Raw genomic sequence first — 23,323 nt, 5'->3', positions numbered from 1 at the left:
TTGAATTCCAAGTAATACCAAAGATACCTACCCCTTATATTCCAGGGATAAACATCAAAACGACACATAATATACATCTGAGGTAGCAGATAACAGCACAGTACATCTGTATTTATTTTGTTTTTGCTGTTGCCATATGTTTTTTTGCAGTGCAATGTCCCGGCGCTCATCCAAGGTTTTTTGAGAGCCGGAGATGGGCGTAAGCAACAACTAAGAGGAGTAGCATATGGCCACGTTGGAAGGCGGCGCGTATGATGACGCCCTTTTTGGCTCACGCTTCGACGACTTCATCCACGCTCGCGCTGGCGATGACTTCGTGAACGGAGGCAATGGCGACGACACCATCTTCGGTGACGAAGGTGATGACCTGCTGTTCGGCGGCAACGGTAGCGATACCCTGTTTGGCGGTTGGGGCAGCGATATTCTCCATGGCGAGAACGGGAACGATGTCCTGTTTGGCGGCCAGGGTGATGACCTGCTTAATGGCGACAATGGGAACGACATTCTCATTGGCGGCGGCGGCAGCGACCTGCTTATGGGTGGCCGCGGCAGCGACATCCTGTTCGGTGGTGCTGACAACGACGTCATCAACGGCGGCCAGGGCGACGACGTCATGACCGGCGGCGACGGCAGCGATGTCTTCGTCTTCGACGGCGGTGGCGGCAACGACGTCATCCTCGACTTCACGCCCGGCGAAGACCTGCTGCAGATTTCGAAGGACATCAACGGCCTCGACATCTCTTCTCCGGAAGATCTGGCATCGCGCGTCACCCAGGTTGGTGGCAACGTCGTGATCGACTTCGGCCATGGCGACACGCTGACGCTTGTCAATGCCGATGCCGACGACATCCAGGCAAACCCGAACCACTATTTCACGATCCATTGAGATTGACCGGCGCGCCCCACTTCCTCCCGGTGGGGCGCCCTCCCTTTTCGTCCTTCAGGAGTAGCGCGTGACGGCAGACGACCGTATCAGGAGCCTCAGCCAGGAGTTCGCAAGTGCTGTGGCATTCAGGCTCAGCCTTGATGTTGCTGTGCTGATCTGGGACGCACCAGCAGACCTGCCGGCGAAAACCAAATACGCGCTTTCTGCATCGCGATCCCTCGTTCCTCTTGTCAGCATGACCCTCCCGCGCGCCGACGGCGGGCAACGCGTCTTTTGGGCAATGCGTCCCGGAGACGAGCGCGAGCTTGCGGAAATTGCCGTCGATCACGATGTCCTTCAGACCGTCGTCCTCGAACCGGCTGGCCGGCTTCCGTTCCTCGATATGGCGGCGCAGTTCGCCAGCCTCATGCCCGAGGGGCGCTTCAAGTTTCTCAACACCCTGCTCACCGTTTGGCGCAGCGCATTCCGGCTTTCCCGCGACGAGTTTTTTACCGGTCTGGTCGACGACACGATCCATGCCCTGAACCTTGGCCAGCGCCCCGCGACGATCGCGTGCCGGCTTGCCCATGGCCGATACCTGGCGGAAACGACCGTCAGCGCCGAGTTTGGCGAAATCAGTGCGATCTACGCGCTGAGCGCCGACGCCGTCCTGCCGTTGCCGCAGCAGTTTGCCATAACCGGTCGGGCGGAGCGCGGCTGGCGCCGTTGCCACTTCGTGCTCGAAACACCACGCGCCCCGCAGGCGCTCACTCTCATGATCATGGGCAAGCGTGGCGTTGCCATCCGCGAGGTCGCCCATAGCAGTTCGCGCCATCCGCGCGTCCAGGAATGGTGGCCCGAAAACGGCGCCGCGCCAGGCCTCAGGGAATTCGTCGTTCGTTGCCTCTCTGCGATCCCTGAAAGCGGGACGGCGCTCGCAACCGACCTGCAGCTTCGTTCGCCCTTGCCGGCACGCCAGGCCGGAAAATCCCCCCTCCACCCCGGTGCAGAGATCGATCTGGCGCTCGCGCTCCCCGATGGGCTACTGGTCGGCGGCTGGACCCGTGACCCGTCCGGCGTGCTTGCGGGCATTGACTATCTTCAGGAAGACGGCACTGCGCTACCGCTTGACGGCAACTGGTATGAATTCCCCGGCTGGGCCCGTGGTGCGGAAGAAGGCTCGAAGACCGATGTAACGGGCTTTGTCAGCTGGCTGCCGATGCGCGAACCGCTCGGCGCCCTTCTTCAGCCCCGTTTCCAGATGCGGCTTGCCTCCGGCGCCGTCAAACCGCTTGTGCCGAAGCCGCAGCCCTTCGATCCTGCGACACAACGCAACCGCATTTTGCGGGCCGTTCCGCCACAGCACGCCATCGATGCGGCGTTCCGCACGATCCTTGCGCCCGCGCTTAAGGACGTGGAGCAAAGACTGGGAAAGACGATCAAGGTTGAACAGACGAAGGACTTCGGTCCTATGCTGGAGGCGCCTCTGGTCTCGATCGTCGTGCCACTCTACCGCGTCCTCGATTTTCTGCGCTTCCAGCTCTCAGGCCTCGCCACCGACCCCTTTGTCGCCGCCAACGCCGAGATCATCTATGTGCTGGATTCCCCTGAAATCCACGACGAGACTGAGCACCTGCTCGGCGGCTTTCACCTGCTGCACGGGCTATCGATGAAGCTGGTGGTGATGAACCGCAATGGTGGCTATGCCCGTGCATGCAATGCAGGCGCGCGCTATGCCCGCGGTTCCGTCGTCGTCATGCTCAACTCGGATGTCGTGCCCTGCGGGCCGGGGTGGCTCGAGACGCTTGCACTCCCCGTGCTCAGAGAAAAGTCGCTTGGCGCGATCGGCCCGAAGCTTCTCTTCGAGGACGGTTCGCTGCAACATGCGGGTCTCTACTTCGCCCGCAACAAGCAGGACATCTGGCTGAACCATCATTTCTACAAGGGCATGCCCGGCGCCTACGCGCCCGCGCAAAAGGCGCGCGTCGTGCCTGGCGTCACCGGTGCCTGCCAGGTGATGCGCCGGGAAGTATGGGAACTCGTCGGCGGCTATGCCGAGGATTTCGTGATCGGCGACTACGAAGACAGCGATCTCTGCCTCAAGATCCGGCAGGCCGGCTTCGACATCGTCTATGAGCCGGCTGCCTGCCTTTACCATCTGGAGCGGCGGTCGATCAGCCGAAGCCAGGATTACACGCGCGGTGTTGCGAGCCAGTACAATGCATGGCTGCACACCGAACGCTGGAACGACGACATCAGCACGCTGATGCCAGCCTACCTCGGCGCCGAAGAGGCGGCAGCGCCGAGCGGTCACAGGACTGCCGCCAGGAGCGCCGCATGAACCAACCCGCACTTCGCCACGCAGACAGCCTGCAAACGGCCTGGCAGCCGAACGAGGACCGCATCGACGGGATGCTTCAAACGGTTCTCAACAATCGTTTCCTGCCACAGCCCGACAGCAACAGCGTGTTCGTCGGAGACGGCAACTACCGGGCGGTTGGCGCCGAGTTTCTCGGCCATTTCATCCGCATGGGCGGATTGCAGCCGGAAAGCAGCGTGCTCGACATCGGTAGCGGCATCGGCCGGATGGCAGTTCCGCTCACACAGTATCTCGACGCCGATCGCGCCCGCTACGTCGGCGTCGATCCGGTCGAAGGCGGTGTCGCCTGGTGCCGCAAGTCCGTGACGCCCGTCTACCCAAACTTCACTTTCGAGCATGTTGACATTGCCCATGAGCTTTACAATCCCATGGGCAAGATCAACGGCAAGGCGCTGAAGCTCCCCTATCCGGATCGAACGTTCGATTTCGCGATCATGACGTCGATCGTCACCCATCTCCCGCCGGACGAAGTGCTTGTCTATTTCAGCGAGATCAGCCGGATGCTGAAGCCCGGTGGCCGGCTTTTCGTCACGGCGTTCGTGGTCGATCGCGTGGCGGCGAAGAACGAAAACGGCAGGCGGGATTCGCGCCTTGGCTTCAATCGCAGCGGCGATGGTCCCTGCTGGTTCGTGCCGGGTCTGCCGCCGCTTGCCGCTGTCGGTTTCGATGACGGCTTTCTCGATCGGGCGCTCGAACGGGCGGGTTTTTCAACCATCCTGAAATCACTCGGCCATTGGCGCGGGCAGGATGCCGGTCACTACCAGGATGTCTTCGTTGCCGAACGCCGGGGTGCAAACGGATGAAGAAGCGCATTCTGGTCGCGGCGCACAATCATCCGGCGCTCCATCCGGGCGGTACGGAGATTTTCGCGCACGACCTCTTCCGCGCCTATCAACGCGCCGGCAATGAAGTACTCTTCCTCGGCGCTACCAACCAGACCCATAGGCAGGTGCGCCCAGGCACGAGCTTCCAGGCGATTGGCTCTGAGGGCGACGAGGTGCTGTTGTGGTCTGGTCATTTCGATCGCTTCTTCATGAGCCAGATCGACCTCTATGGCGTCGTTCCTGATCTGACCGAGCTTTTGCGCGATTTCCAGCCGGACGTGGTCCACATTCACCACCTGCTGCTGCTCGGCGCCGAGTTTCCGCACATCGTGCGCCGGACCTTGCCCGAATGTCGCATCGTCATGACGCTGCATGACTACTATCCGCTTTGCCACCATGACGGACTGATGGTGCGAACCAGCGGCAAGGAGCTTTGCCACAAGTCAACGCCCGACCGCTGCCACGCCTGCTTCAAGGATATCCCGCTCGACCGCTTCGTGCTTCGCGAGCACCATCTTAAAGCCCTGTTGCGCACGGTGGACCGTTTCGTATCGCCGAGCCAGTTCTTGAGACAACGATACATCGACTGGGGGCTCTACGGGGAGCAGATCGATGTCATCGCGAATGGCTTGCCACGGCGGGACCTTCCGACGCGGAAGGATCGGCAGGAAAACGACCGGCCGATCTTCGGTTATTTCGGCAACCTCAATCCCTGGAAGGGCACCACCGTGCTGCTTGAGGCCGCGCGACAACTGATCGACGAGGGCCTGCGCTTCGAGCTCAGGGTGCACGGCGGCGCACCGTTCCAGAGCGATGGTTTCAAGGACGAGATCGCCCGCCTGTTCAAAAAGACCGCCCCCACCGTCCAGCAGCGCGGCGCCTACCGGCGCGACGACATTGCCGACCTCATCGCTGCGGTCGATTGCACCATCGTGCCGTCGATCTGGTGGGAGAATGCGCCACTCGTCATTGGCGAAGCGCAATCCCAGCGCAAACCCGTGATCGCGAGCAACATTGGCGGCATGGCCGAAATGGTTCAGGACGGCGTGAGCGGCCTGACCGTTACGCCCAACGACCCGCGGGCGCTTGCCGCCGCCATGCGCCGCATCGCGGAAAACCCGGATCTCAGGCGGCGCCTTTCGGCGAACGCCCGCAAACCCGATGATATCGACGCCACTGCCCGCCGCTATCTCACGCTCATCGATAAGATAGAGCCGGCACGAACCGCCGCGGCCTAGAGGAATGACCATGTCTGTAGCAGCCGACAAACCGGATGTCGCACCGGAACAAAACAATGCAAAGCCCTTGAAGGGCCGGGTGGACGCGATCGACCAGGGCCGCGTTTTCGGTTGGGCATTCGATCCTGAGACGCCAGAGAAACGGCTCGCCATTCGCGTGCTGCTCGATGGCAAGGTGATCGCCGAGGCACTGGCCGATCGCAACCGATCCGATCTCAAGCGCAACGGGATCGGCGATGGCAACCATGCCTTCGAGATAGCCCTGCCTGAAACGGCGAGCGCCCGCGCGGCCGAACTGGTTGTCATGGCCTCGACGGAAAAAGGCGGCGAATTGCCGCTTCGCGTTCCCAAACCCGACGAACAGGCTGCCGAAGCCCTGATCGCCGCTCCACTGGCAAAGGTCCTCGACAAGCTCGACGTGTTGATGGCGGCACAGCGTCAACTCCAGGTCTCGCAACGCTCGGCCATCCGCCAGAAGCTCGACGATGGCGAGGAAGGCGAAGCTGCGGGCCTTGCAGCAGTCAGTGACGACGTTGCTAGCCTGCGTACAGAAATCACCCAACGATTGACCGATCTCGACGTGCACCTGATGCGTCTCGATGGGGTTGTGGCTGGTATGGAAAAGAGCCTCAATGCCTTGAAGCAACGCTCGAACGGAGACTTGAAGCCAGCATTTCTGCTTCTCTTCGTGCTTGCGGGCTTTACCGCAGGTGCGATCCTGACGCTTCTCCTGCGGACCTGAGGGGCGCATCATGCCCAATCAGGAGCTTTCCCTTTCGCCGAACCCGGCACCGCTTGCCCGGATCATGCGCAGCGGACGGATTGTGGTGTGCCCGATCGACGAAGCCTTGCTGCTGGTCATCGGCGCCGGCGGCCCGATGGCCGATCAGCTGCCGGTCGAGATCGACGAAGATCCCGCGACCCAGGCGATCGCTGCCATCATCGGCTGGCGGCTTTCCACTCCACAGGCCACCGCCACCCATGGTTTCGCCGCGCTCATCCCGGTCGATCACGCGCGTGGCATGCCGGCAACGCTGCGCTTCGGAAGGGAAGGTAGCGGCAAACGTTACGTCGTTGCGCCCCGCACCGTGTCGACAGGTGACGTCGCCGCGATGCTGAAAGAGCTCGCCGGCCCGCAGGTCGTTCACGTGCTTGGCCGCCTGGTGGACGTGTTGATGAAGCCGCCGCTCGACCCACGGAAGCTGACAGCGATCACAGCCCTCCTCAAGGCGGGAACCGCGAAAGACGGCTACATAGAACTGCTCGGTGAGAGCCACGATGATGCGATCGCGCTCAAGGGTTGGGCGCATGACATTGCTGCCGGCGTTAGCCGGATCATCATCCGGGCCGAAAACGCATCGGTCGCCGAGTGCAGCATCGCGGTTTTCCCGCGCAACGACGCACCGGAAGATGCGGTCGGCTTTCTGGGCCTCCTGTCTGCGGATGATCTGCCGCGGGCGCGTGACATCCAGGGCATTTTCTATCGTGGCCGTGGCGCCTGGCGCTATGCACCGGTCCACGAGCGAAAGTTCGTTGCTGGCCCCCTTGAAACGCCAGGTCATCTTCGCGCGATGCTGCTCCAAAGCCAGAGCTCGCCGCAGGTGCTGTTGCGCCTGCGCGAAGCAGCCAACGGCTTTGACGGTACAGAAACGATCTCAAGTCTCCCCGTTCCGGTCCGGCTCGGTGTCGACGCAGTCTATCAGGGCGATGAAGGCGCCTTCCTGATCTCGGGCTGGATGCTTGATCCGGACGATCATGTGCAAAGCGTTCGGCTGCGTCGGGGGCGCGCTGAAGCGCGTCTTGATGGCGCCTGGACCCGCACGGAGCGGCTAGACGTCGAAGATGCCTTCGTGGACCGCCCGGAATTCAAGGGCGCGATATCCGGACATCGCCGTTCGCACGGTTTCATCGCTTTCGCGGATGGCCTCGTCGGCGATCCGGCAGCACCCCTTCACCTCGAAATCACCCTTCGCGATTCTCGCCGCGCCTATATGCCGCTTCACCCGACACGGCTGTCGGCAAGGCATTCGGCGCTGCGGCTGCTGAACGCTATCGATCCGACCAGTTGGGCCTTGCCCGATATCGTCGATCGCCAGGTCGTTCCGTTCATCACTGCGGCTCGCGCTGATGCTCCGACCATCGAGACCGTTATCGACATTGGCCGCTTCGGTGAGGCTGTGGGGGCGGCAATCCTTGTCGCCGTGGGAGAGGCCGAGGAGGATTTCGCCGCGCTGTTGGGGCTTCTGGCACTCGATCCACATACGCGGCAGGCGCCGATCGTGCTCGTCCTGCAATCGGAACAGTTTCGCCGGCGCGCCGCCGGCATCCGGCGACTTGCGGAATTCTATCACTTGCCGCTGCGCCTTTTGTCCGTCGAAGGTTCAGTCGATGCCAGCGACCTGGCGCGGACTGCGGCGCAGGCCGTCGACAATGAGACCGTCATTCTGCTGTCTGCCTCCCTTACGCCGGCCAATCCCGGTTGGTACCAGACGCTCGTTGCGAACTATGAGACAAAAAGCGGAAGCATCATCTCGCCGACCCTTGCCTATGAGGATCATTCGATCCGCTGGGCCGGCAGTTCGTCGCTCGATCGTGCGGACCATCTGCAGTCGAGCCGTTATGCCGGTTATCCGGTCGGCGCTGTGAACCGCCTGAAGCTGACGCGGGTGGCGACCGCGTCGCTCGAGTGCTGCATCATGCCCCGCAAGGCGCTTCTCGACGATACCGGCCCTTCGCCGGCTTATCTCGGTGCGTCTCTCAATGGGCTGGATCTTGCCTTGAGGCTGAGCCGCAGGGGCTACGAATCCTATTGGCTGCCCGCCTTGCAGATGCTCGGGTCGGATGAGGCGTTCGGTGCCGTTTCGGCAGCCACGGCCAGGTACGTGGAGCGTGTCGATCAGACGCTCTTTCGTGGCCGCTGGATGCAGACCGTCGAGCCAGACACCACGACCCACAATGAGGTTTCGGCATGAGTGACAAACTCCGCGTGCTGGTCGTCTCGCACGGCCACCCGACCCATTCATTGGGCGGCGCCGAGATCGCCTCCCATGGTTTGCACAAGGCATTGAACGGCCTGCCGGGGATTGAATCGATCTACCTCGCCCGCGTCGGCAATCCCGTGCCGCGCCACGGCGCATCGGCGCTGATGAGCCTTCGCCTGGCGATGGACGAAGTGCTCTACCATGCCGAGGACTTTGATCATTTCTTCCTGTCCAACGGCGATACCGACGCGATCCGTCGCGACCTCTTGCGCTTTGTGGGAGACATCAAGCCCGACATCGTCCACTTCCACCATATCATCGGCTTCGGGCTGGAAGCGCTCTATGCGGTGCGCGATGCTCTGCCGAAAGCGCGCATCGTCGTGACCTTCCACGAGTACCTGCCGATCTGTCACAACCACGGGCAAATGGTGAAGCGGCCCTCGGGTCAGCTTTGCAATGGCGCTTCGCCAATCAGCTGCCATACGTGCTTTCCCGAAATCCCGGTTTCGCGTTTCGTACGCCGCGAGCAGTTCGTGCGGGGCATGCTGAACCTTGCCGACGCCTTCATCGCCCCGAGTGCCTTTCTCGCTAATCGCTATGTCGAGTGGGGCATCGCTGCCGACAAGATCTTCGTGATCGAAAACGGCATCGTCCTGGGTGAAAAGACGCCGGCGCGTGAATTGCCGGCGCCGACGGCACGTCGCAATCGTTTTGCCTATTTCGGGCAGATGACCCCCTTCAAGGGCGTTCACGTGCTGATCGACTCGGTATCGCGCGTGCCCGACGATATCTGGGGTGACGATTCCACGCTGATGATCTTCGGCGGCAACCTCGAGCGTCAGCCGGCCGAGTATCAGGACCGGGTCGCGAAACTGATCGAAGACGCTGGCCGCCGCGTCCGCTTTTACGGCTCCTACCAGAACCAGGACATGCCCAGGCTGATGCGTTCCGTCGACTGGGTTGTGATGCCTTCTGTCTGGTGGGAAAACTCGCCGATCGTGATCCAGGAGGCCCTCCACCATGGGAGGCCGATCATTTGCTCCGACATCGGCGGCATGGCCGAGAAGGTTCGCGATCGGCTGGACGGCTATCATTTCCGCTCCGGCAGCGCGCAAGATCTTGCTGATCGACTGATCGATGTGCTGAGCACGCCAAGGTCATGGGACAACCTCAAGGCAACCCTCAGGCGCCCGATGAGCCATGTCGACTGCGGCCGCGAACATATCGCGCTTTATCGGAAACTGCTCAAGGAGGAACAGTCGGTTCACCCGAGCGCCGCTGTGGCCTGAACCGAAAAGCGCTCCGTCCCGGCACTCACCTCGCATTTACAAGCGGCCGACTTCCCGACTCGACGGACATTCCATTGCTTATCGGGCAATGGAATGTCCTGTTTTTTTAAACGTCCACTTGAATGGTGGAACCGGCGCCAAGCGCCGGAATGGAATTAATCACCGCTCGGGCCCCACCACTGATGGAAGTGATGAACCGGTCCCCGCCCCTGCCCGATTTTGAGCGCCGATGAAGCAACAAGCGCCTCATGCAGATAGGTCTTGGCGGCGACAACCGCCTCCTCGAGGGTGCGGCGACGGGCGAGACCAGCCGCGATCGCGGCAGATAGCGTGCAGCCAGTTCCATGATCGTTCCTTGTCTCGACCCGGGGTCGCGACAAGCGCAGGGAGGTATCCCCGTTGAAGAGGATATCGACAGCTTCGTCGCCCTTGGCATGCCCGCCTTTCATGAGCACGGCGCGCGCACCAAGCTTCAGCAGCATCTGCGCCTGGCGGCCCATCTCTGTCTCATTCTCGGCAACGCTGCACCCCGTCATCAGTGCCGCTTCGGGCAGGTTCGGCGTCACGATAAGCCCAAGCGGCAGCAGCTCCCCCTTGAGCATCGCGATCGCATCCGGACGCAACAAAATGTCACCTGAAGTGGCAACCATCACCGGATCGATGACCGCCAAATGCCCGTATTGCTTCAGGCCGGACGCGATCGCCGCAATCGTCTCCTGACGGGACACCATGCCGACCTTCACCGCGCCAACGGCGAGATCCGAAAACAAAGCATCGATCTGAGCTGTAACGACAGCCGGAGAGATATCCTCAACGGCCGTCACACCTCTGGTGTTTTGCGCGGTGACGGCCGTGATGACGGTGGCACCATAGACGCCGAGCGCCGAAAACGTCTTCAGATCCGCCTGGATGCCGGCCCCCCCACCGGAATCCGAACCAGCAATAGTAACGGCGATGGCAGTCATGCCTGGCTCCGCTGAAATGTGGAAGCGGGTCCAAATATGGCAAACGCGGTCTCAAGCCACCGGCTCAAGCACGCGCAAACTGAGGTGGGTCTTCCATGCAACCTCGAAGAATCCGACAGATTGAGCCGATGGGTCGGTCGTCCCGCCCCCAGGAGTTCTTCGTCGCTACATTCTAAACGGCGTATTGGCACCAACGATCTCCCGAAACCAAAATCACGGAGATCCAGATGAACGGCGAAGACGCGGGGTGCCAGAGAGGCCCTTGCCGTTCCTACGCCGGTATGATCCGGATCAGGTTCAAGGGTCTGGCTCACCGCCATCTCAGCACTGTCAGGTGCGCCCCTCGGCAGGCATGAATGCTATGGGAGCGTGACAGGGGATGTCAATTGCTTGAGTTTAGCAGGCCCGTATATGCGTCGGCTCGACGCGGAAGACGGAGGACCTGAAAGGAAACAACCAGCAAAAAGGCCCCTTTTGCCTCGAAAGCATAAGGAGCCTTCCGTCTGAGCGTTCGACTTCACAGACCTTGGCAGACTATCCACCTGAAGGCCGTTAAGGCAAGGGGATTTCGAACGCGAGCCTATGCAATCCCGGGCGGCGGGCCTTCCACGCATAACGATAGATGTTAGGCGCCTCATCGCATCATATCACCGCAATGCTTTGAGAATTGCACTTGCTCGGTCCAAGGCGGCTTCCGCTGCACGCGGTTCGAGTGTGACAGACAGAATATCGCGGTGTGCCATTGCGAGCACGACCTGCAACACTTCATCAGGCCAGCAGAACGAGGTGCCATCCGTTGGGGCCGCGATCGCCGGCTAGCCAATACTTTGCCGTTCGGCCACTCGCGCCTGTCCAGCGCATGATCGTCTTTATCGCACGGCCTCCCCCACCCAATTCGTGACGCAGCGCCGCCGCAACGGCGGCAAAGTAATCGTCTCTAGCGGCGCGCGCTGATGCTAGAACCATTGTGCCCGTATTCAGAACCATACTGCCCACCTCCCCAGTCTATACTCCGGCATTCTGACCTCAATTCACACGTGATATACCGGCACGTCATGGTTATCGGTTGGACTGAGAACGGCGACGAACAACCGCCCTCGGACGAGCAACCCAAGGTTCGCGCGGCGATCTACGTTCGGATGTCGACCGAGCATCAGAAGTACTCGACCGACAACCAGATCGCCGCCATCGAGCGCTGCCCGCCAAGCGTCGCTTCGAAATCGCGTGGACATACGCCGACGAAGGAAAAAGCGCCAGATATCTTGGCAGAGTTCCAAAAGATCTCGGAGCTTCGGAAGGCAGCTTAGGAAACCGGTCCCTGCATGTTGCTGAACGGCTGCAGGAAATTTCTGACCGCAATGTTCTATTTAGCTGTCCGCTTAGTGCACTGGTTCTCTCGCTTGATGCAAGCTATCTCCGCCGTCGAGCATTCGGCAACGCCGTTGACGATCGCGCAATGCGAGCACTGGTCGGTGAACTCCAGGCAATCCGGATTGGCCTTGATGAAGTCCTGCAGACTAACATTCTCAGTCTGTCGCGGCTCAGGAATGATATCTGCAACGGGCATATCCGCCGCGTAAGCGCTCGCCACTCCCGCCATGGCAATCGCGAGGCAAACCGCGTCACGGAAGCTGAAATGGCTCATCCATTTGGTCCTCCTGAAGGCAAATCCGGACGCGGCGCAAACGGCTCTCCGTCGGGAATTGCGCAATTTCTGAGAGTGCCATCACAACAACCGTTGAGCAAGCGACCTTCCGGCGCTGCCCTCACCCCAACTCGTTGCGGATCGTCCGCATGAACACCCGTGCGCCCATGCCGATCAGCTCGTCAGGAAAATCATAGTCCGGATTGTGCAGCCGCGCGTGGTTCTCGCCGGCGCCAAGGAAGAACATCGCCGCGGGCGCCACCCGCCCGAAGAGCCCGAAATCCTCCGAGCCCTTCATCGGCAACACGCCCTCGCCGTGATCGTGGCTGACGCCCTCCTCGTCCATGGCGCGTTCCAGCGCGATGACTGCCGCTTCCGCATTGCTGCATTGGTGGAACACGTCCTCATAGCCGATCGTAACCTTCAGCCCCGCAGCCTCCGTCTCCTTGGCAACCAGCGCCTCGGCGCGGGCCACGAGATCGGCCATGCGTTCGTCGGTCAGCGTCCGCAGCGTCGCCCAGATCTCGGCATAACCGGGGCTGATGCCGAAGGCCGCCTCGCCGAGGCGGGCATGCGTCACCGTCACCAGCGTATAATCCTCGTCGAGCGGCCCGTTGTTGCCGAGCGCCGTCAGGCCGGAAAGCAGCGCGGCAACAGCGAAAGTCGGCGCAATGCCGTCCTCCGGCGTCGAGGCATGCGCCGTCTTGCCGGACAGCGAAATGCGCATACCGCGCGAAGCGCAATTGACCGGACCGGTGCGCAGCGCCGCATGGCCAAAGCTTAATCCCGGAAAGTTGTGCAGCGAGTACACGAGGTCCGGCTTGATCGCCGCAAATTTCGGATCGGCGAGCACGGCCGATGCACCCGCGCCGTTCTCCTCCGCCGGCTGGAACATCAGGATCGCGCGGCCCTTCACCGGCCGCTCGCGCCCCAATCCCTTGGCGAGCGCCATCAGGATTGTCATGTGCCCGTCATGGCCGCAGAGATGCCCCTTGCCCGTGATCTCCGAGCGATGTCCGATCTCCGAAATCTCCTCGATCGGCAGCCCGTCTAGCTCGGCCCGCACCATGATGGTTGGCCCCGGCTCCCGGCCTTCATAGATCGCCGCCACCCCATGCCCGCCAAGACCTGATATCACCGCATCCGGCTTCGTCTCGACCAACGCCGCAACGATCGTTTCCGCCGTCTCCCGCTCCTCGCCTGAGACCTCCGGTCGCCGGTGCAGTTCGCGCCGAAACGCCACGAGCGCCTGAAGTTCACTGTCAATCAGAAACATTATGGTACTCCACGAAAACTCCGCGCACTCGCCGAAGCCCCCGCGTCTTGGAGCTGGATCACGGCTCTCTCCATCAGCCTGGACGCGTCGGAAGCCTCACGTTAGACCACCTCGGCGCTTCAATGGAAAGCCTAGAGCGGCGAGCGATACCAACCATATGATCGCGAACCGATTTGATGCAACGGACCTTGTTGTTTCTCCAGCACGACCAGCGGCGGACCGACCGAGCTATTGAGAACAGAGACGCGATAGCTTGTTGCCCTTTCCGGCCCTGCTTTGTGAGAAACGCCATATCCGTTCACCACGCGCGTTTCGTCATCTGGGCGACAACCCTTGGCTCCTGGTTTGCCGTAAAGACGCTGTCTGCTTCAACGCGACGGACACTCGTTCATGGGCAGCAACTTGCTGTATTGTCCGCAACAGACTCCAGACCGCCCGCAGATCTTCCCTTTGGGCCGCGGTCATCCCAGCTGCGACCTCTTTGAAAACCGATCCATTGGCATCTTTCGCCGCAATTACCAGAAAAGTGCGCTCACCAAACCTCTCGGTCACGGCCTTCGAGAACCGTTCAAGCTCGGCTCTCACCTTGCTGTCGGCATGCACAACGTGGAGAGCAATTTGCGCATCATTGCGGCCGATCGCATCTCGCGCCTCCGTGAGAACCTTCCTCGCCTGTGATGAAAGCGCCGGGATGTCGATCGCGAGCTTCGTTCGCAGTTTCTGCTCTTCCGCTTGGTATTTCTCTTCTGCTTGGCGACGAAGTCGAATGTAGCTCTCAAGGTCCCCTGAAAGGGCAGGTACGTTGGCCAGGGCGCGTGCGCGGTCCTGTTTGTCAGCCCGCCACGCGAGCATGCCGCTACTTCCTTTGATGGCACCAAACGTCTCTGGGCGACGTGCGATCTTGGCGAGAGTTGCCCTGGCCACGTCTCCGTTCTTAAGCATGGCCTCGACGTCAATCGCATTGAAGGCCGTCTGTGGATCAGAGTAGACGAGCCGAAAACGCAAACTCACGTCCTCCCACTGGCGTTTCAAACTCACATCGGCCGCAATCCTCTCCTCGATTGTCTCGGCTATTGTCTTCGGGAAGGTTTTGATTCCGGCCAGCATCGGGGCTTTGTCGTCGCCTGTGCCGGGCTGCTTCATTTGGGCGTCCGATGCGGCGAGCAGAATGCTATGGCCGATGGTGGTCAACCTCTGAACAAGGTCGCTGAGCCGCTGCTTCTGTCGCACAGTCCATTCGATACGATCACGAACGAGCGTTCGTGCCACTGCCACCAAATGCAAACCTCGTAACTCGGCGAAGCGCAGGGCATGCCGGTAGAGGGAACGATCTGTATAGTCGAGCGTTGATTCCTTTGCGTTTGTGCGCGACAGCACTGAAACCAGCCCACCAGCATTTTCAAACGAGCGTCGTCCATAGTAAACCGCCAGTTCTTCGCGGTGTCGTGTCATTCCGACATAAGCGAGATGTCGATCGAGTGAGAGCGAGGCTAGTAACTTCACATTATCGACCGTGGCACCTTGGCTTTTGTGTATCGTGGTAGCGTAACCAAGATCTACGTTCGGGTATATTCGGCTCTCGATGGTCACAAGGCGGCGATAGCCAGGCTCACCGACCTCCACAACGATCCGATTAAGGCGAGCTTCGAGTACACGCCCGATCATTCCGTTTTTGACGTTTAGTATCCCGTCGTTTTTCAAGAAAACGATCTGGTCGCCCGGCGCGAAGTGGCGAACGCCCTCTTGCGTCGCAAACGGAAGCCCTTTTCCAACCACACCGCGCTCGACCAGTTTACCACGTGCCTTCTCGTTCAATGTCCGAACGTCGCGACGTAAATGCGCGAGTATCAAAGAGGTTTTTGTTGGATTGTATTCTCTGTCCCAATCGGCGATTAGCGCTTCTACTGCTTCGGCTTTCAGCCCGGTACTGACGATTTTGTCGTGGGCTCCGTAGGCACGGACCGCATCCCCAACTTGTCCGCGAGCGAGAGCCTGTGACGCCGTTCGCATCCAAACTTGGCGTTGGCGGTATATAGTATCTAGTTCAGAGTAACCGACGCGCTCCACAATGGCGCGAAATGGTGCACCCGCCTCGATTGGCTGGAGTTGATCCGGATCGCCAACCAAAACAAGTTTCGCGCCCTCCTTGGCGGCGGTCTCGATCAGGGACGCCATCTGCCGCGACGAGACCATGCCCGCCTCATCAAGAATGAAAACTGTCTTGTTGTTGAGGGTAGCGTTTCCCTCGGCCCAACGCCGCTCCCAAGAAGCAAGGGTTGCGGAGTAGATACCCGCTTCCTTCTCCAATCCATCTGCAGCCTTGCCGGCGAGTGCGCCCCCGACCACTTGATACCCGGCCGCCTCCCAGATTTCCCGCGCAACCTTCATCATTGTGGTCTTGCCGGCGCCGGCACGACCAACAACCGCAGCAAGTCGGCCCTCACCTGTAACATTCGCGATGGCCGCCTGTTGCTCTTTGGACAGGCGCGACACGGACATAGCACGCGTCAGCTCTTTCCGGATGCCGTGGGTTGATTGACGGGCCAACCAAGCAGCACGTTTGGCCATTTCGGCTTCCAGACGGATCAGCTTCCGCGTGGTGTATTTGGCTGGAAAACGAGCGCCGGCCATTAAGTCAATACGCTCGCGATCGATACGCAAGATCTCCGGAGATTGGAGGATACGTGCCATGAGTTGGGCGAACACCCTCTCATCGTCGGTATATCGATGAAGCACTTTAGCGATGTCGCGTTCGTCGAAGACACTTTTTTGGCTAGTGATGAGGTCAAGTGCTATTTCTGGCCGGCGTTGAATGCGGCGGGTGTTCTGTGCGCGCCGCTCCGCTTGCAACTCAATCGACTTCGGTTTTCGCAGAACCGGTGTCTTTTCGCGCTCTATTCTCCGCTCAATAGCCTTCGTTTCAGCGCTAAAGCGGATGATTGGCTCAAGGTCGATGCCCTGCCGCTCGAATGATCTCCCATCGATCCGGAGATCGAGGCCGGCGAGCGCAAAATGACGATTTTGGCAGGCGAACCATCCGTCACGAAAGGCATTGAATTCCGCAAGTCCGCCAACCCAATTTCGGTAGACAATTCTGCCATTGGAGCTGCGCTGCGGCGTACCATCGGTTGAAACCACCTTTATTTTCTTCGATCCAAAGCCTTGGACGTTGAGTGGCCGGAGCGTCATCATAAGATGTGCATGAGGATTTCCGGGAGGGTTGTGGTAGACCCAATCAGCCACCATGCCGTTCCCTAGGACATGCTGCTCAACGAACTCGCGCACCAATGCAATGTTCTGATCGCTCGTAAGTTCGATTGGAAGTGCAAGTGTCACATCCTTGGCAAGCTGGGCGTCCAGTCTCTCTTCGAAATTCTCCACGCGGTTCCAGAATGCTTCCGATGCACGTGCGGCCGAAGGGTCAGCCGCAATCGTCCGCAACCACTCCGGCGCATCGACGGGAATGGCAAATTCCTCGTACAAAAGATCACGCTTCTCAGAATAGTTCGCCGTGGTGGCTTCACGCTCGAAGTACATCTTCGCTCGATGCTTGTAAGCAGCGGAAAGTACGGCGCTACGCCCTTTTCCGCGGCTAATAACGTTCACGTCAAAATGGGGGCTGACCATAATATTTGCTCCCGGCTCGGTTCGAATTTCCGCCGATTCCGGGGGGGGGGCGCGATCCGGCCATGTAAGGAGCGGAGCCTTAGGCGCATGTCTGGCCTTGCCGGGCGCTTCCCGGAAATGCCAATGAAGGTCTGTGTTCCATGCCCATTGCGAAAGGGACAAAAGTGCTCCCCAATTTGCGGGGTGAGCGCTTTGGCGGTTCAACGGTCTGGCATAGGCCCAAGTATTGCGGCTGCAGCCGCTGAAACTAGGCGTCGCAAATCCCGCCCATGTCGCGCCAGTTCACAATCAAACGAGAATGCACGTCGACGAGGTGAGAGACCGCATGCCGCGCGGTTATGCGCAAGCGAGGGCGTCGAAAGGAACCGTGGCCTATCTTATCTGCCCGACCGCGCCAGCGACCGGGCAATATCGATGATGTCATCGCGAGACGCGGTCGGATCTTCCTTGTTCCAGGCAACACCAAGCCCAATTTTCAGATCGACGCCACGCACGGGCCTGAGTTCGAAATTGCGGTTGGGCAGATCCTTCGTCCATTCCGGCGCAAAGCCGATGCCAAGGCCGGCCGAAACCAGCGACACCAGCGAGAAGGTATCATCGCAGCTATAGGCGATGTTGCCGGTCAATCCGTGGGTTTCGAACATCTCCGAGAAATAGCGCTCCGAGTAGGAAAGGTTCTGACGGGAGAAGGCGATGATCTTCTCGGAGCGGAGGTCCTCGATGTCGATTTCGTTGCGAAGCGCAAGCGGACTCGTCTTTTCGACCGCCAACAGATAGCGCTCATGCGCGATCGAGAAGAAGCGCAACGATCCGATGTTTTCGACCGGACGGATGAAGCCGAGATTGATCTGGCCGTTTTCTAGTCCGCGGATGATGTCGCTAGTCGAGCCACTCGTCACATGAAGCGCGACATCCGGAAACTTCCGGCCGATCCGGGAAAGAAACGCCGGCAGCACGCCTGTCGTTGCCGGATAGACGGTTCCGATCTTGATCGTCCGCGCCGCCTTGCCGGCGACCGAGCGCGCCACCTCGGCCGACAACCCAACATCGCCAAGGATCCGGACTGCCCGATCGTAGAACACCTCCCCTGCCCGCGTCAGCTCGACTCTACGCGTCGACCGCTCGAGCAGCCGCACACCCAACTCCTTCTCCAGCGCCTGGATGTGCGAACTCAGCGCGGGCTGGGCGATGCGCATCCGCGCGGCCGCCCGATTGAAATGCAGCTCCTCGGCCACCGCAACGAAGAGCGAGAGTTGGCGAAGTTCCATAGCAACCTCCTTTGAAGGTGTGGCTTCGCGACGCCACACGTAACGGCCGCTTTCATAGTTCTATAATACGTGGTTTCATAGATTGTCAAATGCTGTGTTCCAGCTATGGACGTACGGCAGCTAGTGGCTCTGAATCTTCGACGATTGCGGGTTGCGCGGCAGATATCGCAGGATGATCTGGCGTTGGCGGCAGGTATTGAGCGCTCGTACGCCGGTCACTTAGAGCGCGGCACCAAGAACCCAACCATAGTCACACTCGAAAAACTTGCCCTCGCGATGGAGTGTGAGATCGCCGAGCTATTTGAAAGAGTTCCAGAAGGCACAACTGAAATCGAGCCGCTCAGAAGCGGCCGTCGCCGACAGGCGCCTAAAAGGCGGAGTAAACTCGCCTAAGTTAGCCTTATGTCAAGAGAACCACGGGCCGAGGACCGTCACCAGGCTTGTGAACGATGGATGAATCTGAGCCAACCTAGTCGCTTCATGTTCTCGGGGCCGCGCCAAGAATTCGAAATTCAATGTTGCTTACCTCCTCCTACAGCGTAAACTCATAAAATTTCTTGGCATTTATCGGCCGCCGTGATTCAAGGCTTCGAAATAGGGAAGCATTTGATGACGCGTCGTCGCTACGAACTGACTGACCACGAATGGTCGATCATATCGCCGTTGTTGCCCAACAAGCCACGCGGCGTTGCCCGCGTTGATGATCGGCGGGTACTGAATGGCATCCTCTGGCGGTTTCGAACGGTCAGGAGCTCGTGCCCGGCCTTCCAGTTCTGAAGCTCTTCGATGTCCCTGCCCTTGTTCACCCAGATCGCGACGCCGCCGGCGCACATGCCGATCAGCGTGACCAACTGGATGATCGTGTTGAGGTTCCACTCTGGCTTCTGCCCTCGTTTCGGGAGTTCCATGTGTCCATGCTCCTGCCGCATCCTGCCCCTCGTGTCTGCAAATGCTGATGATCACCGCGCAGCGTCGTGAGCGCTGCATTCTTCCTTATACCAACGAGCAGTGACGCCGACTCGTGATGGGATTCCCAAATCAGAGGAATTCTGACTCATTGTGCCAAACGGAGGTTTGGCATGACGAAGGCGATATCGTTGCGGGTAGATTACGACGGAACAGCCCTCAGGAGGCTGGCGAAGAAGGCAAAGGATGCCGCCCAGGTCCGGCGGCTGTTGGCTCTGGCTTCGATTTATGATGGCGGCTCCCGGCAGTACGCAGCCGAGATCGGCGGGGTGACGGTGCAGATCGTCCGCGACTGGGTCTTGCGCTTCAACGAACGCGGTCCCGCCGGGTTGATCAACACAAAAGCACCGGGCGGCCGGGCCAAGCTAAACGACGCGCAGCGTCAAGCGCTGGCGAAGATTGTCGAAAGCGGTCCGATCCCTGCCGTCCACGGCGTGGTCCGCTGGCGACGTAAGGACCTCGTGCAGTGGCTGTTCCAGGAGTTTCGGGTCTCTGTCGACGAGACGACGGTCGGGCGAGAACTCAAGACACTCGGCTTTGCCAAGCTTTCCGCTCGTCCGCGCCATTACGCCCAGAACGAATTGGAGGGTGAGCTTTTTAAAAAGACTTCCCCGCCGCGCTGGCAGAGATCAGGGCGAAATGCCCGCCCAACACGGACATCGAAATCTGGTGGGCCGACGAAGCCAGAATAGGGCAAAAGAACAAGATCACGCGCCGCTGGGCACGCCGGGGAACCCGACCGTCGGCCCCGCACGACCAGCGCACCATGTGGGCTTATATCTTCGGCGCGATCTGCCCGAAAAAGGGCAAGGGGGCTGGCCTCGTCCTTCCCTATTGCGACACCGAGGCCATGCAGGAACACCTTGCCGAAATCAGCAACGCCGTCGATCCCGGAGCACATGCCGTGCTCATTCTCGACCAGGCGGGATGGCACGTCACGCCGAAGCTGAAGGTGCCGGACAACATCACCTTGATGTTCCTGCCGCCCCGGTCGCCGGAATTGAACCCGGTCGAGAACCTCTGGCAGTTCATCAGGGACAACTGGTTGTCGAACCGCGTCTTCAAGGACTACGTCGACATCGTCGATCAATGCTGCCGCGCTTGGAACAGGCTCGTCGATCAGCCGTGGAAGATCATGTCCATCGGGCTGCGCGATTGGGCGCATCGGTCATGATCCGTGCTCGTTGGTATTAGTCCAGACTCGGGCGCCGCATAGCCCCGCGACTGTTTCGTCGATCTTGTCCTGGTCAGTCGGCGTCGCGCCACGGGCGCCGATGAGTGCCGTCCCAACGACCGCCCTAGCCGTCTGGTTGAGTTGCTGTTTCGATGCATTCACCCGAGCCGTTGAGGTACACCCAGCCGCGCTCACGGCACAGGCGACGGTTAACGCGAGCGCGATCCGCTTGCATTGGCAAGTTCTCCGATTGCTTTGTTGGTGGCGGCTTGGGCTTCGATCCGTTCTGAAGCCCTGCCTTCTCCCCGCGCCGCCGGCAGCGACCAGACGGCGTTGATCGCCTGCATGGCGAGGAAGACGACGAGGCCGCCGGCAGCTGCGCCAGCGGCAAGAGAGAGACGGCTGAACATCATGCCATCCTCTCGACCTGTTTCGCCACGGCCTTCCGGTCCGCACTCTTCCGCCAGTAAAGGAAGCCGGCGATGCCGCCGAGTGCGAGCAGGAGGATCAACAGGTTCTGCCAGGGTATGCCGCCGATCGCGGTGAGGATCGACGCGCCGCCGCCGCTGACGGCCGGGACGACGACCTCTTTCGACTTCCACCATGGCGCATCGAGGCTGGGAGGCGTCACCGGGACGGGTACCGGCTTTTCCTCGGTCATCGGCGCCACCTTGACCTCTGGCCTGGCAGCTTCGCCCGGGGTGAGCGCCACCAACGCCTTGTGCATGGCGGCACGCGTCTTCGGGCCAACGTCGCCGTCGACGTCGAGGCGCTGATTAGCCTGGAACTGCCGAACGTTGTCGGCGCGGTATCCGAGGAGCACGAGCGAGATGCGGGCGAGCCGGTCGAACCGGTCAGCCAACCCGTTCTTGCCGCCGTTGATCTTCTTCGTGATAGTCTCTGCATCGCCCTCGTCGGCCCACCGGTTAAGCCCCCGGTTGTCCCAGTAGAACAAGGGCACGAGACCTTCCCAAGGGTCGGTGTTGACCGCATCCGGATCCTTGACGAAGTCCGGCCAATCGAGGCCGGCACTGCGGCACCAATCGCGGAACTGGCGATAGTTGTCCTTGCCGGTCAACTGCATGCCGGTCCGGCCTCGGTAGAGGTAGCCGTCGCCGTCCTTCTCCGGCGAGTTGCCGAGATCGGTGCGGGTGTCGTAGCGCTGCTGCGCCGGCGTCGGACCCCAGATCTCCCGATCATATTTGAAGTCGCCGCTTTCATGCATCAGCTGGGCGAAGTACTGGGCGAGACGGTCCGGCCGATCCATGCCGAACTTGCTGCCATATTTGTCCAATGCCACGAGCACGGACGCGAGGTTGCTCTCGTTCGCTTTGCCCTTCGAGGCATCGCGAACCTGCTGAGCGGCGATGACGCTCATTGGGTACTCCTGGGTGTTGGTGTGGGAGATGCCGGTAACGACGCCGTCAGGTATGCCTAAACCGCGCGGACGTCGTGACAGAGGTTTTGCGTAGAATCAGAAAACCCCGCTCGATGGCGGGGCTTTCGGTTCATCTCATCTAAGGTAGGATTAACGGATGCTCTCAATCCATTTACGGGTGTTGTTCACGTCGTAGGCGCCGACATGGATCATCTGTATATATCCGAACGTTTTGATCGCCTCGGGATCAAACTGCGGATGCTTCATCAGGTCCGTGGTCATCGAGTAGACCGCCTGCCCAGGATTGCCCGCGTCCAGAAAAGCCATAGCCCGCGCCCTCGACAGTTCAAGGTGCTGGTGCCTGGGTATGAACTTGCGCTGCTCTTCGCTCTCGGCGCTATTCCGGGAGTCCTGCTGTGGTTCCTCGCGACGGTGCGTTTGAGTTCCCCATACCTGTCTGTGGATGGCAGAAGCGGTTTTCCTGAACATGCTCTTACGCTCATCGTTTACAGTGCTCGGACACAGGTACATCTTTGCCCGTTGAAAATCCAGCCTGCGGTGATCGCGATCATCGGGCGACAAGGACGAAAAACCGGTCAAAACTAGTTTTAGCCGGCGAACGGGGCGTGTTTACTTCTGCGGCTTGTGCAACGCCATGCGCGTTGTCGAGGTAACAAGTTCGCTGAAAGAATACCCCTCCGGCGCGCCGCGGAGGTCCGGCCGATAGCTGATCATATCGCTAGCGCCGATCTCGAAGCCAGCCTTTACTGCATATCGATAGAAGTCCTCGTGCGAGATCCTGTTAAGGGACTGGTACTCTCGCCACATGTGACCAGATACGAGTTCCGCCTGTTCTGGGTGCTTGGCGGAATATTCGTCAAGCTTCTCCTTTACCCACTCGTTCGATCGCCGCAGATGGAAGAACGGCTCGTCGATGTAGTCGGATAGGTGGCTTCCCTGGTAACAGGGCCACCACGGATAGACCGCGACGAATGCCGTACAGCCAGGCTTTAGCACCCGATACATCTCCTCAAGGACGCGTGGCACGTTGGCGACGTGCTCGAAGACCCCCCACGAGAAGACGATATCGAATGAATTGTCCTTGGCCGGGAAGTTCTCGCCGTCATAGTGCTGATAGAAAAGCCGGCCCGTCGGATCGGGAGGAGTGAACCCGTTATCGGTCAACTGCTTCACGACGTTGGGGAAGAAATTCGGTTGTGCCGGGATGATGTCATAGCCGGTAACCGTCTGGGCGCCCCACTCAACGAGCCTGAAGTCGCACATCATTGATCCACATCCGACATCGAGGATGTGCTTGTAGGCAACATCTCCGACGAACTCTACGATCTTCGTTGGAACTTCCGTGTATCGTGCGACTACAAGCTGGTCTTGGTCCTGAATGAACGCCATTTAACCACCTACAAATTGTCTATAGCAACCCTGCATA

At 60.2% G+C, this 23,323-nt stretch carries 18 protein-coding genes, 1 pseudogene and 1 riboswitch; of the genes and pseudogenes, 10 read left to right on the top strand and 9 right to left on the bottom strand.

Annotation, left to right across the window (positions count from 1 at the left end; all coding sequences use genetic code 11):
• Nucleotides 1–226 precede the first annotated feature (226 nt).
• The 7 genes from ACN9MO_RS20930 to ACN9MO_RS20900 all read left to right on the top strand — a co-directional run bounded on the left by ACN9MO_RS20930 (nt 227) and on the right by ACN9MO_RS20900 (nt 9,577).
• A complete protein-coding gene (locus tag ACN9MO_RS20930; protein ID WP_093233196.1) occupies nt 227–886 on the top strand; it encodes a calcium-binding protein in 660 nt (219 codons plus the stop codon).
• Nucleotides 887–953: 67 nt separating this feature from the next.
• Nucleotides 954–3,206, top strand: coding sequence for a glycosyltransferase family 2 protein (locus tag ACN9MO_RS20925; protein ID WP_425987601.1), 2,253 nt, complete (start codon nt 954–956; stop codon nt 3,204–3,206).
• Complete coding sequence (locus tag ACN9MO_RS20920) at nt 3,203–4,048, top strand: class I SAM-dependent methyltransferase (protein WP_425987599.1); 846 nt, start codon at nt 3,203–3,205, stop codon at nt 4,046–4,048. Before ACN9MO_RS20925 ends, ACN9MO_RS20920 begins: the two co-directional genes overlap by 4 nt.
• Nucleotides 4,045–5,307: a glycosyltransferase family 4 protein gene (locus ACN9MO_RS20915; protein WP_425987597.1), complete on the top strand. Its 1,263-nt coding sequence runs from the start codon at nt 4,045–4,047 to the stop codon at nt 5,305–5,307. Before ACN9MO_RS20920 ends, ACN9MO_RS20915 begins: the two co-directional genes overlap by 4 nt.
• Nucleotides 5,308–5,317: 10 nt before the next feature.
• Complete coding sequence (locus ACN9MO_RS20910; protein WP_425987595.1) at nt 5,318–6,049, top strand: hypothetical protein; 732 nt, start codon at nt 5,318–5,320, stop codon at nt 6,047–6,049.
• A gap of 10 nt (nt 6,050–6,059) precedes the next feature.
• The gene (locus ACN9MO_RS20905) at nt 6,060–8,279 is read left to right on the top strand and encodes a hypothetical protein (protein ID WP_425987593.1); all 2,220 of its coding nucleotides are present in this window, start codon (nt 6,060–6,062) and stop codon (nt 8,277–8,279) included.
• Complete coding sequence (locus tag ACN9MO_RS20900) at nt 8,276–9,577, top strand: glycosyltransferase family 4 protein (RefSeq protein ID WP_425987591.1); 1,302 nt, start codon at nt 8,276–8,278, stop codon at nt 9,575–9,577. The genes ACN9MO_RS20905 and ACN9MO_RS20900 overlap by 4 nt, the downstream gene beginning before the upstream one ends.
• A gap of 155 nt (nt 9,578–9,732) precedes the next feature.
• Here the strand turns inward: ACN9MO_RS20900 and thiD are convergent, their stop codons facing one another.
• From thiD to ACN9MO_RS20875, 5 genes are all read right to left on the bottom strand, one after another.
• Entirely contained in the window at nt 9,733–10,542 is an 810-nt protein-coding gene (gene thiD / locus ACN9MO_RS20895; RefSeq protein ID WP_425987589.1) for a bifunctional hydroxymethylpyrimidine kinase/phosphomethylpyrimidine kinase, read from the bottom strand.
• Nucleotides 10,543–10,793: 251 nt separating this feature from the next.
• Nucleotides 10,794–10,896: riboswitch (TPP riboswitch) on the bottom strand.
• A 1,009-nt stretch (nt 10,897–11,905) separates the two neighbouring features.
• On the bottom strand, nt 11,906–12,187 hold the full coding sequence (locus ACN9MO_RS20890; RefSeq protein WP_425987587.1) for a hypothetical protein: 282 nt from the start codon (nt 12,185–12,187) through the stop codon (nt 11,906–11,908).
• Nucleotides 12,188–12,308: 121 nt separating this feature from the next.
• The gene (locus ACN9MO_RS20885; RefSeq protein WP_425987585.1) at nt 12,309–13,463 is read right to left on the bottom strand and encodes an amidohydrolase; all 1,155 of its coding nucleotides are present in this window, start codon (nt 13,461–13,463) and stop codon (nt 12,309–12,311) included.
• Nucleotides 13,464–13,778: 315 nt separating this feature from the next.
• Entirely contained in the window at nt 13,779–17,090 is a 3,312-nt protein-coding gene (gene traA / locus ACN9MO_RS20880) for a Ti-type conjugative transfer relaxase TraA (RefSeq protein WP_425987583.1), read from the bottom strand.
• Between the two features lie 377 nt (nt 17,091–17,467).
• On the bottom strand, nt 17,468–18,358 hold the full coding sequence (locus tag ACN9MO_RS20875; RefSeq protein ID WP_425987581.1) for a LysR family transcriptional regulator: 891 nt from the start codon (nt 18,356–18,358) through the stop codon (nt 17,468–17,470).
• Nucleotides 18,359–18,463: 105 nt separating this feature from the next.
• Between ACN9MO_RS20875 and ACN9MO_RS20870 the strand changes: the two genes are divergently transcribed.
• From ACN9MO_RS20870 to ACN9MO_RS20860, 3 genes and pseudogenes are all read left to right on the top strand, one after another.
• Entirely contained in the window at nt 18,464–18,751 is a 288-nt protein-coding gene (locus ACN9MO_RS20870) for a helix-turn-helix domain-containing protein (protein ID WP_065372888.1), read from the top strand.
• Nucleotides 18,752–18,967: 216 nt separating this feature from the next.
• A pseudogene (locus ACN9MO_RS20865) lies at nt 18,968–19,102 on the top strand (transposase); the annotation flags it as partial.
• A gap of 335 nt (nt 19,103–19,437) precedes the next feature.
• Nucleotides 19,438–20,498, top strand: a protein-coding gene (locus ACN9MO_RS20860) for an IS630 family transposase (protein ID WP_425987578.1) whose coding sequence is annotated in 2 segments (ribosomal slippage) — nt 19,438–19,930 and nt 19,930–20,498 — 1,062 coding nt in all. Because the reading frame shifts where the segments join, the coding sequence is not laid out codon by codon here.
• A 209-nt stretch (nt 20,499–20,707) separates the two neighbouring features.
• On the opposite strand, the gene ACN9MO_RS20855 is transcribed toward ACN9MO_RS20860, so the two are convergent.
• From ACN9MO_RS20855 to ACN9MO_RS20840, 4 genes are all read right to left on the bottom strand, one after another.
• Nucleotides 20,708–20,911: a hypothetical protein gene (locus ACN9MO_RS20855; RefSeq protein WP_425987576.1), complete on the bottom strand. Its 204-nt coding sequence runs from the start codon at nt 20,909–20,911 to the stop codon at nt 20,708–20,710.
• The gene (locus ACN9MO_RS20850) at nt 20,908–21,876 is read right to left on the bottom strand and encodes a peptidoglycan-binding protein (RefSeq protein WP_425987574.1); all 969 of its coding nucleotides are present in this window, start codon (nt 21,874–21,876) and stop codon (nt 20,908–20,910) included. Before ACN9MO_RS20850 ends, ACN9MO_RS20855 begins: the two co-directional genes overlap by 4 nt.
• Nucleotides 21,877–22,026: 150 nt before the next feature.
• The gene (locus ACN9MO_RS20845) at nt 22,027–22,365 is read right to left on the bottom strand and encodes a hypothetical protein (protein ID WP_425987572.1); all 339 of its coding nucleotides are present in this window, start codon (nt 22,363–22,365) and stop codon (nt 22,027–22,029) included.
• Between the two features lie 141 nt (nt 22,366–22,506).
• A complete protein-coding gene (locus ACN9MO_RS20840; RefSeq protein WP_425987570.1) occupies nt 22,507–23,286 on the bottom strand; it encodes a class I SAM-dependent methyltransferase in 780 nt (259 codons plus the stop codon).
• Nucleotides 23,287–23,323: the final 37 nt, after the last annotated feature.

The organism is Ensifer sp. R-19, assembly GCF_049905105.1.
Taxonomy (GTDB): Bacteria; Pseudomonadota; Alphaproteobacteria; order Rhizobiales; family Rhizobiaceae; genus Ensifer.
Note: the sequence above shows the minus strand (reverse complement) of the source record. Positions and strands in the feature narration are given on the sequence as shown.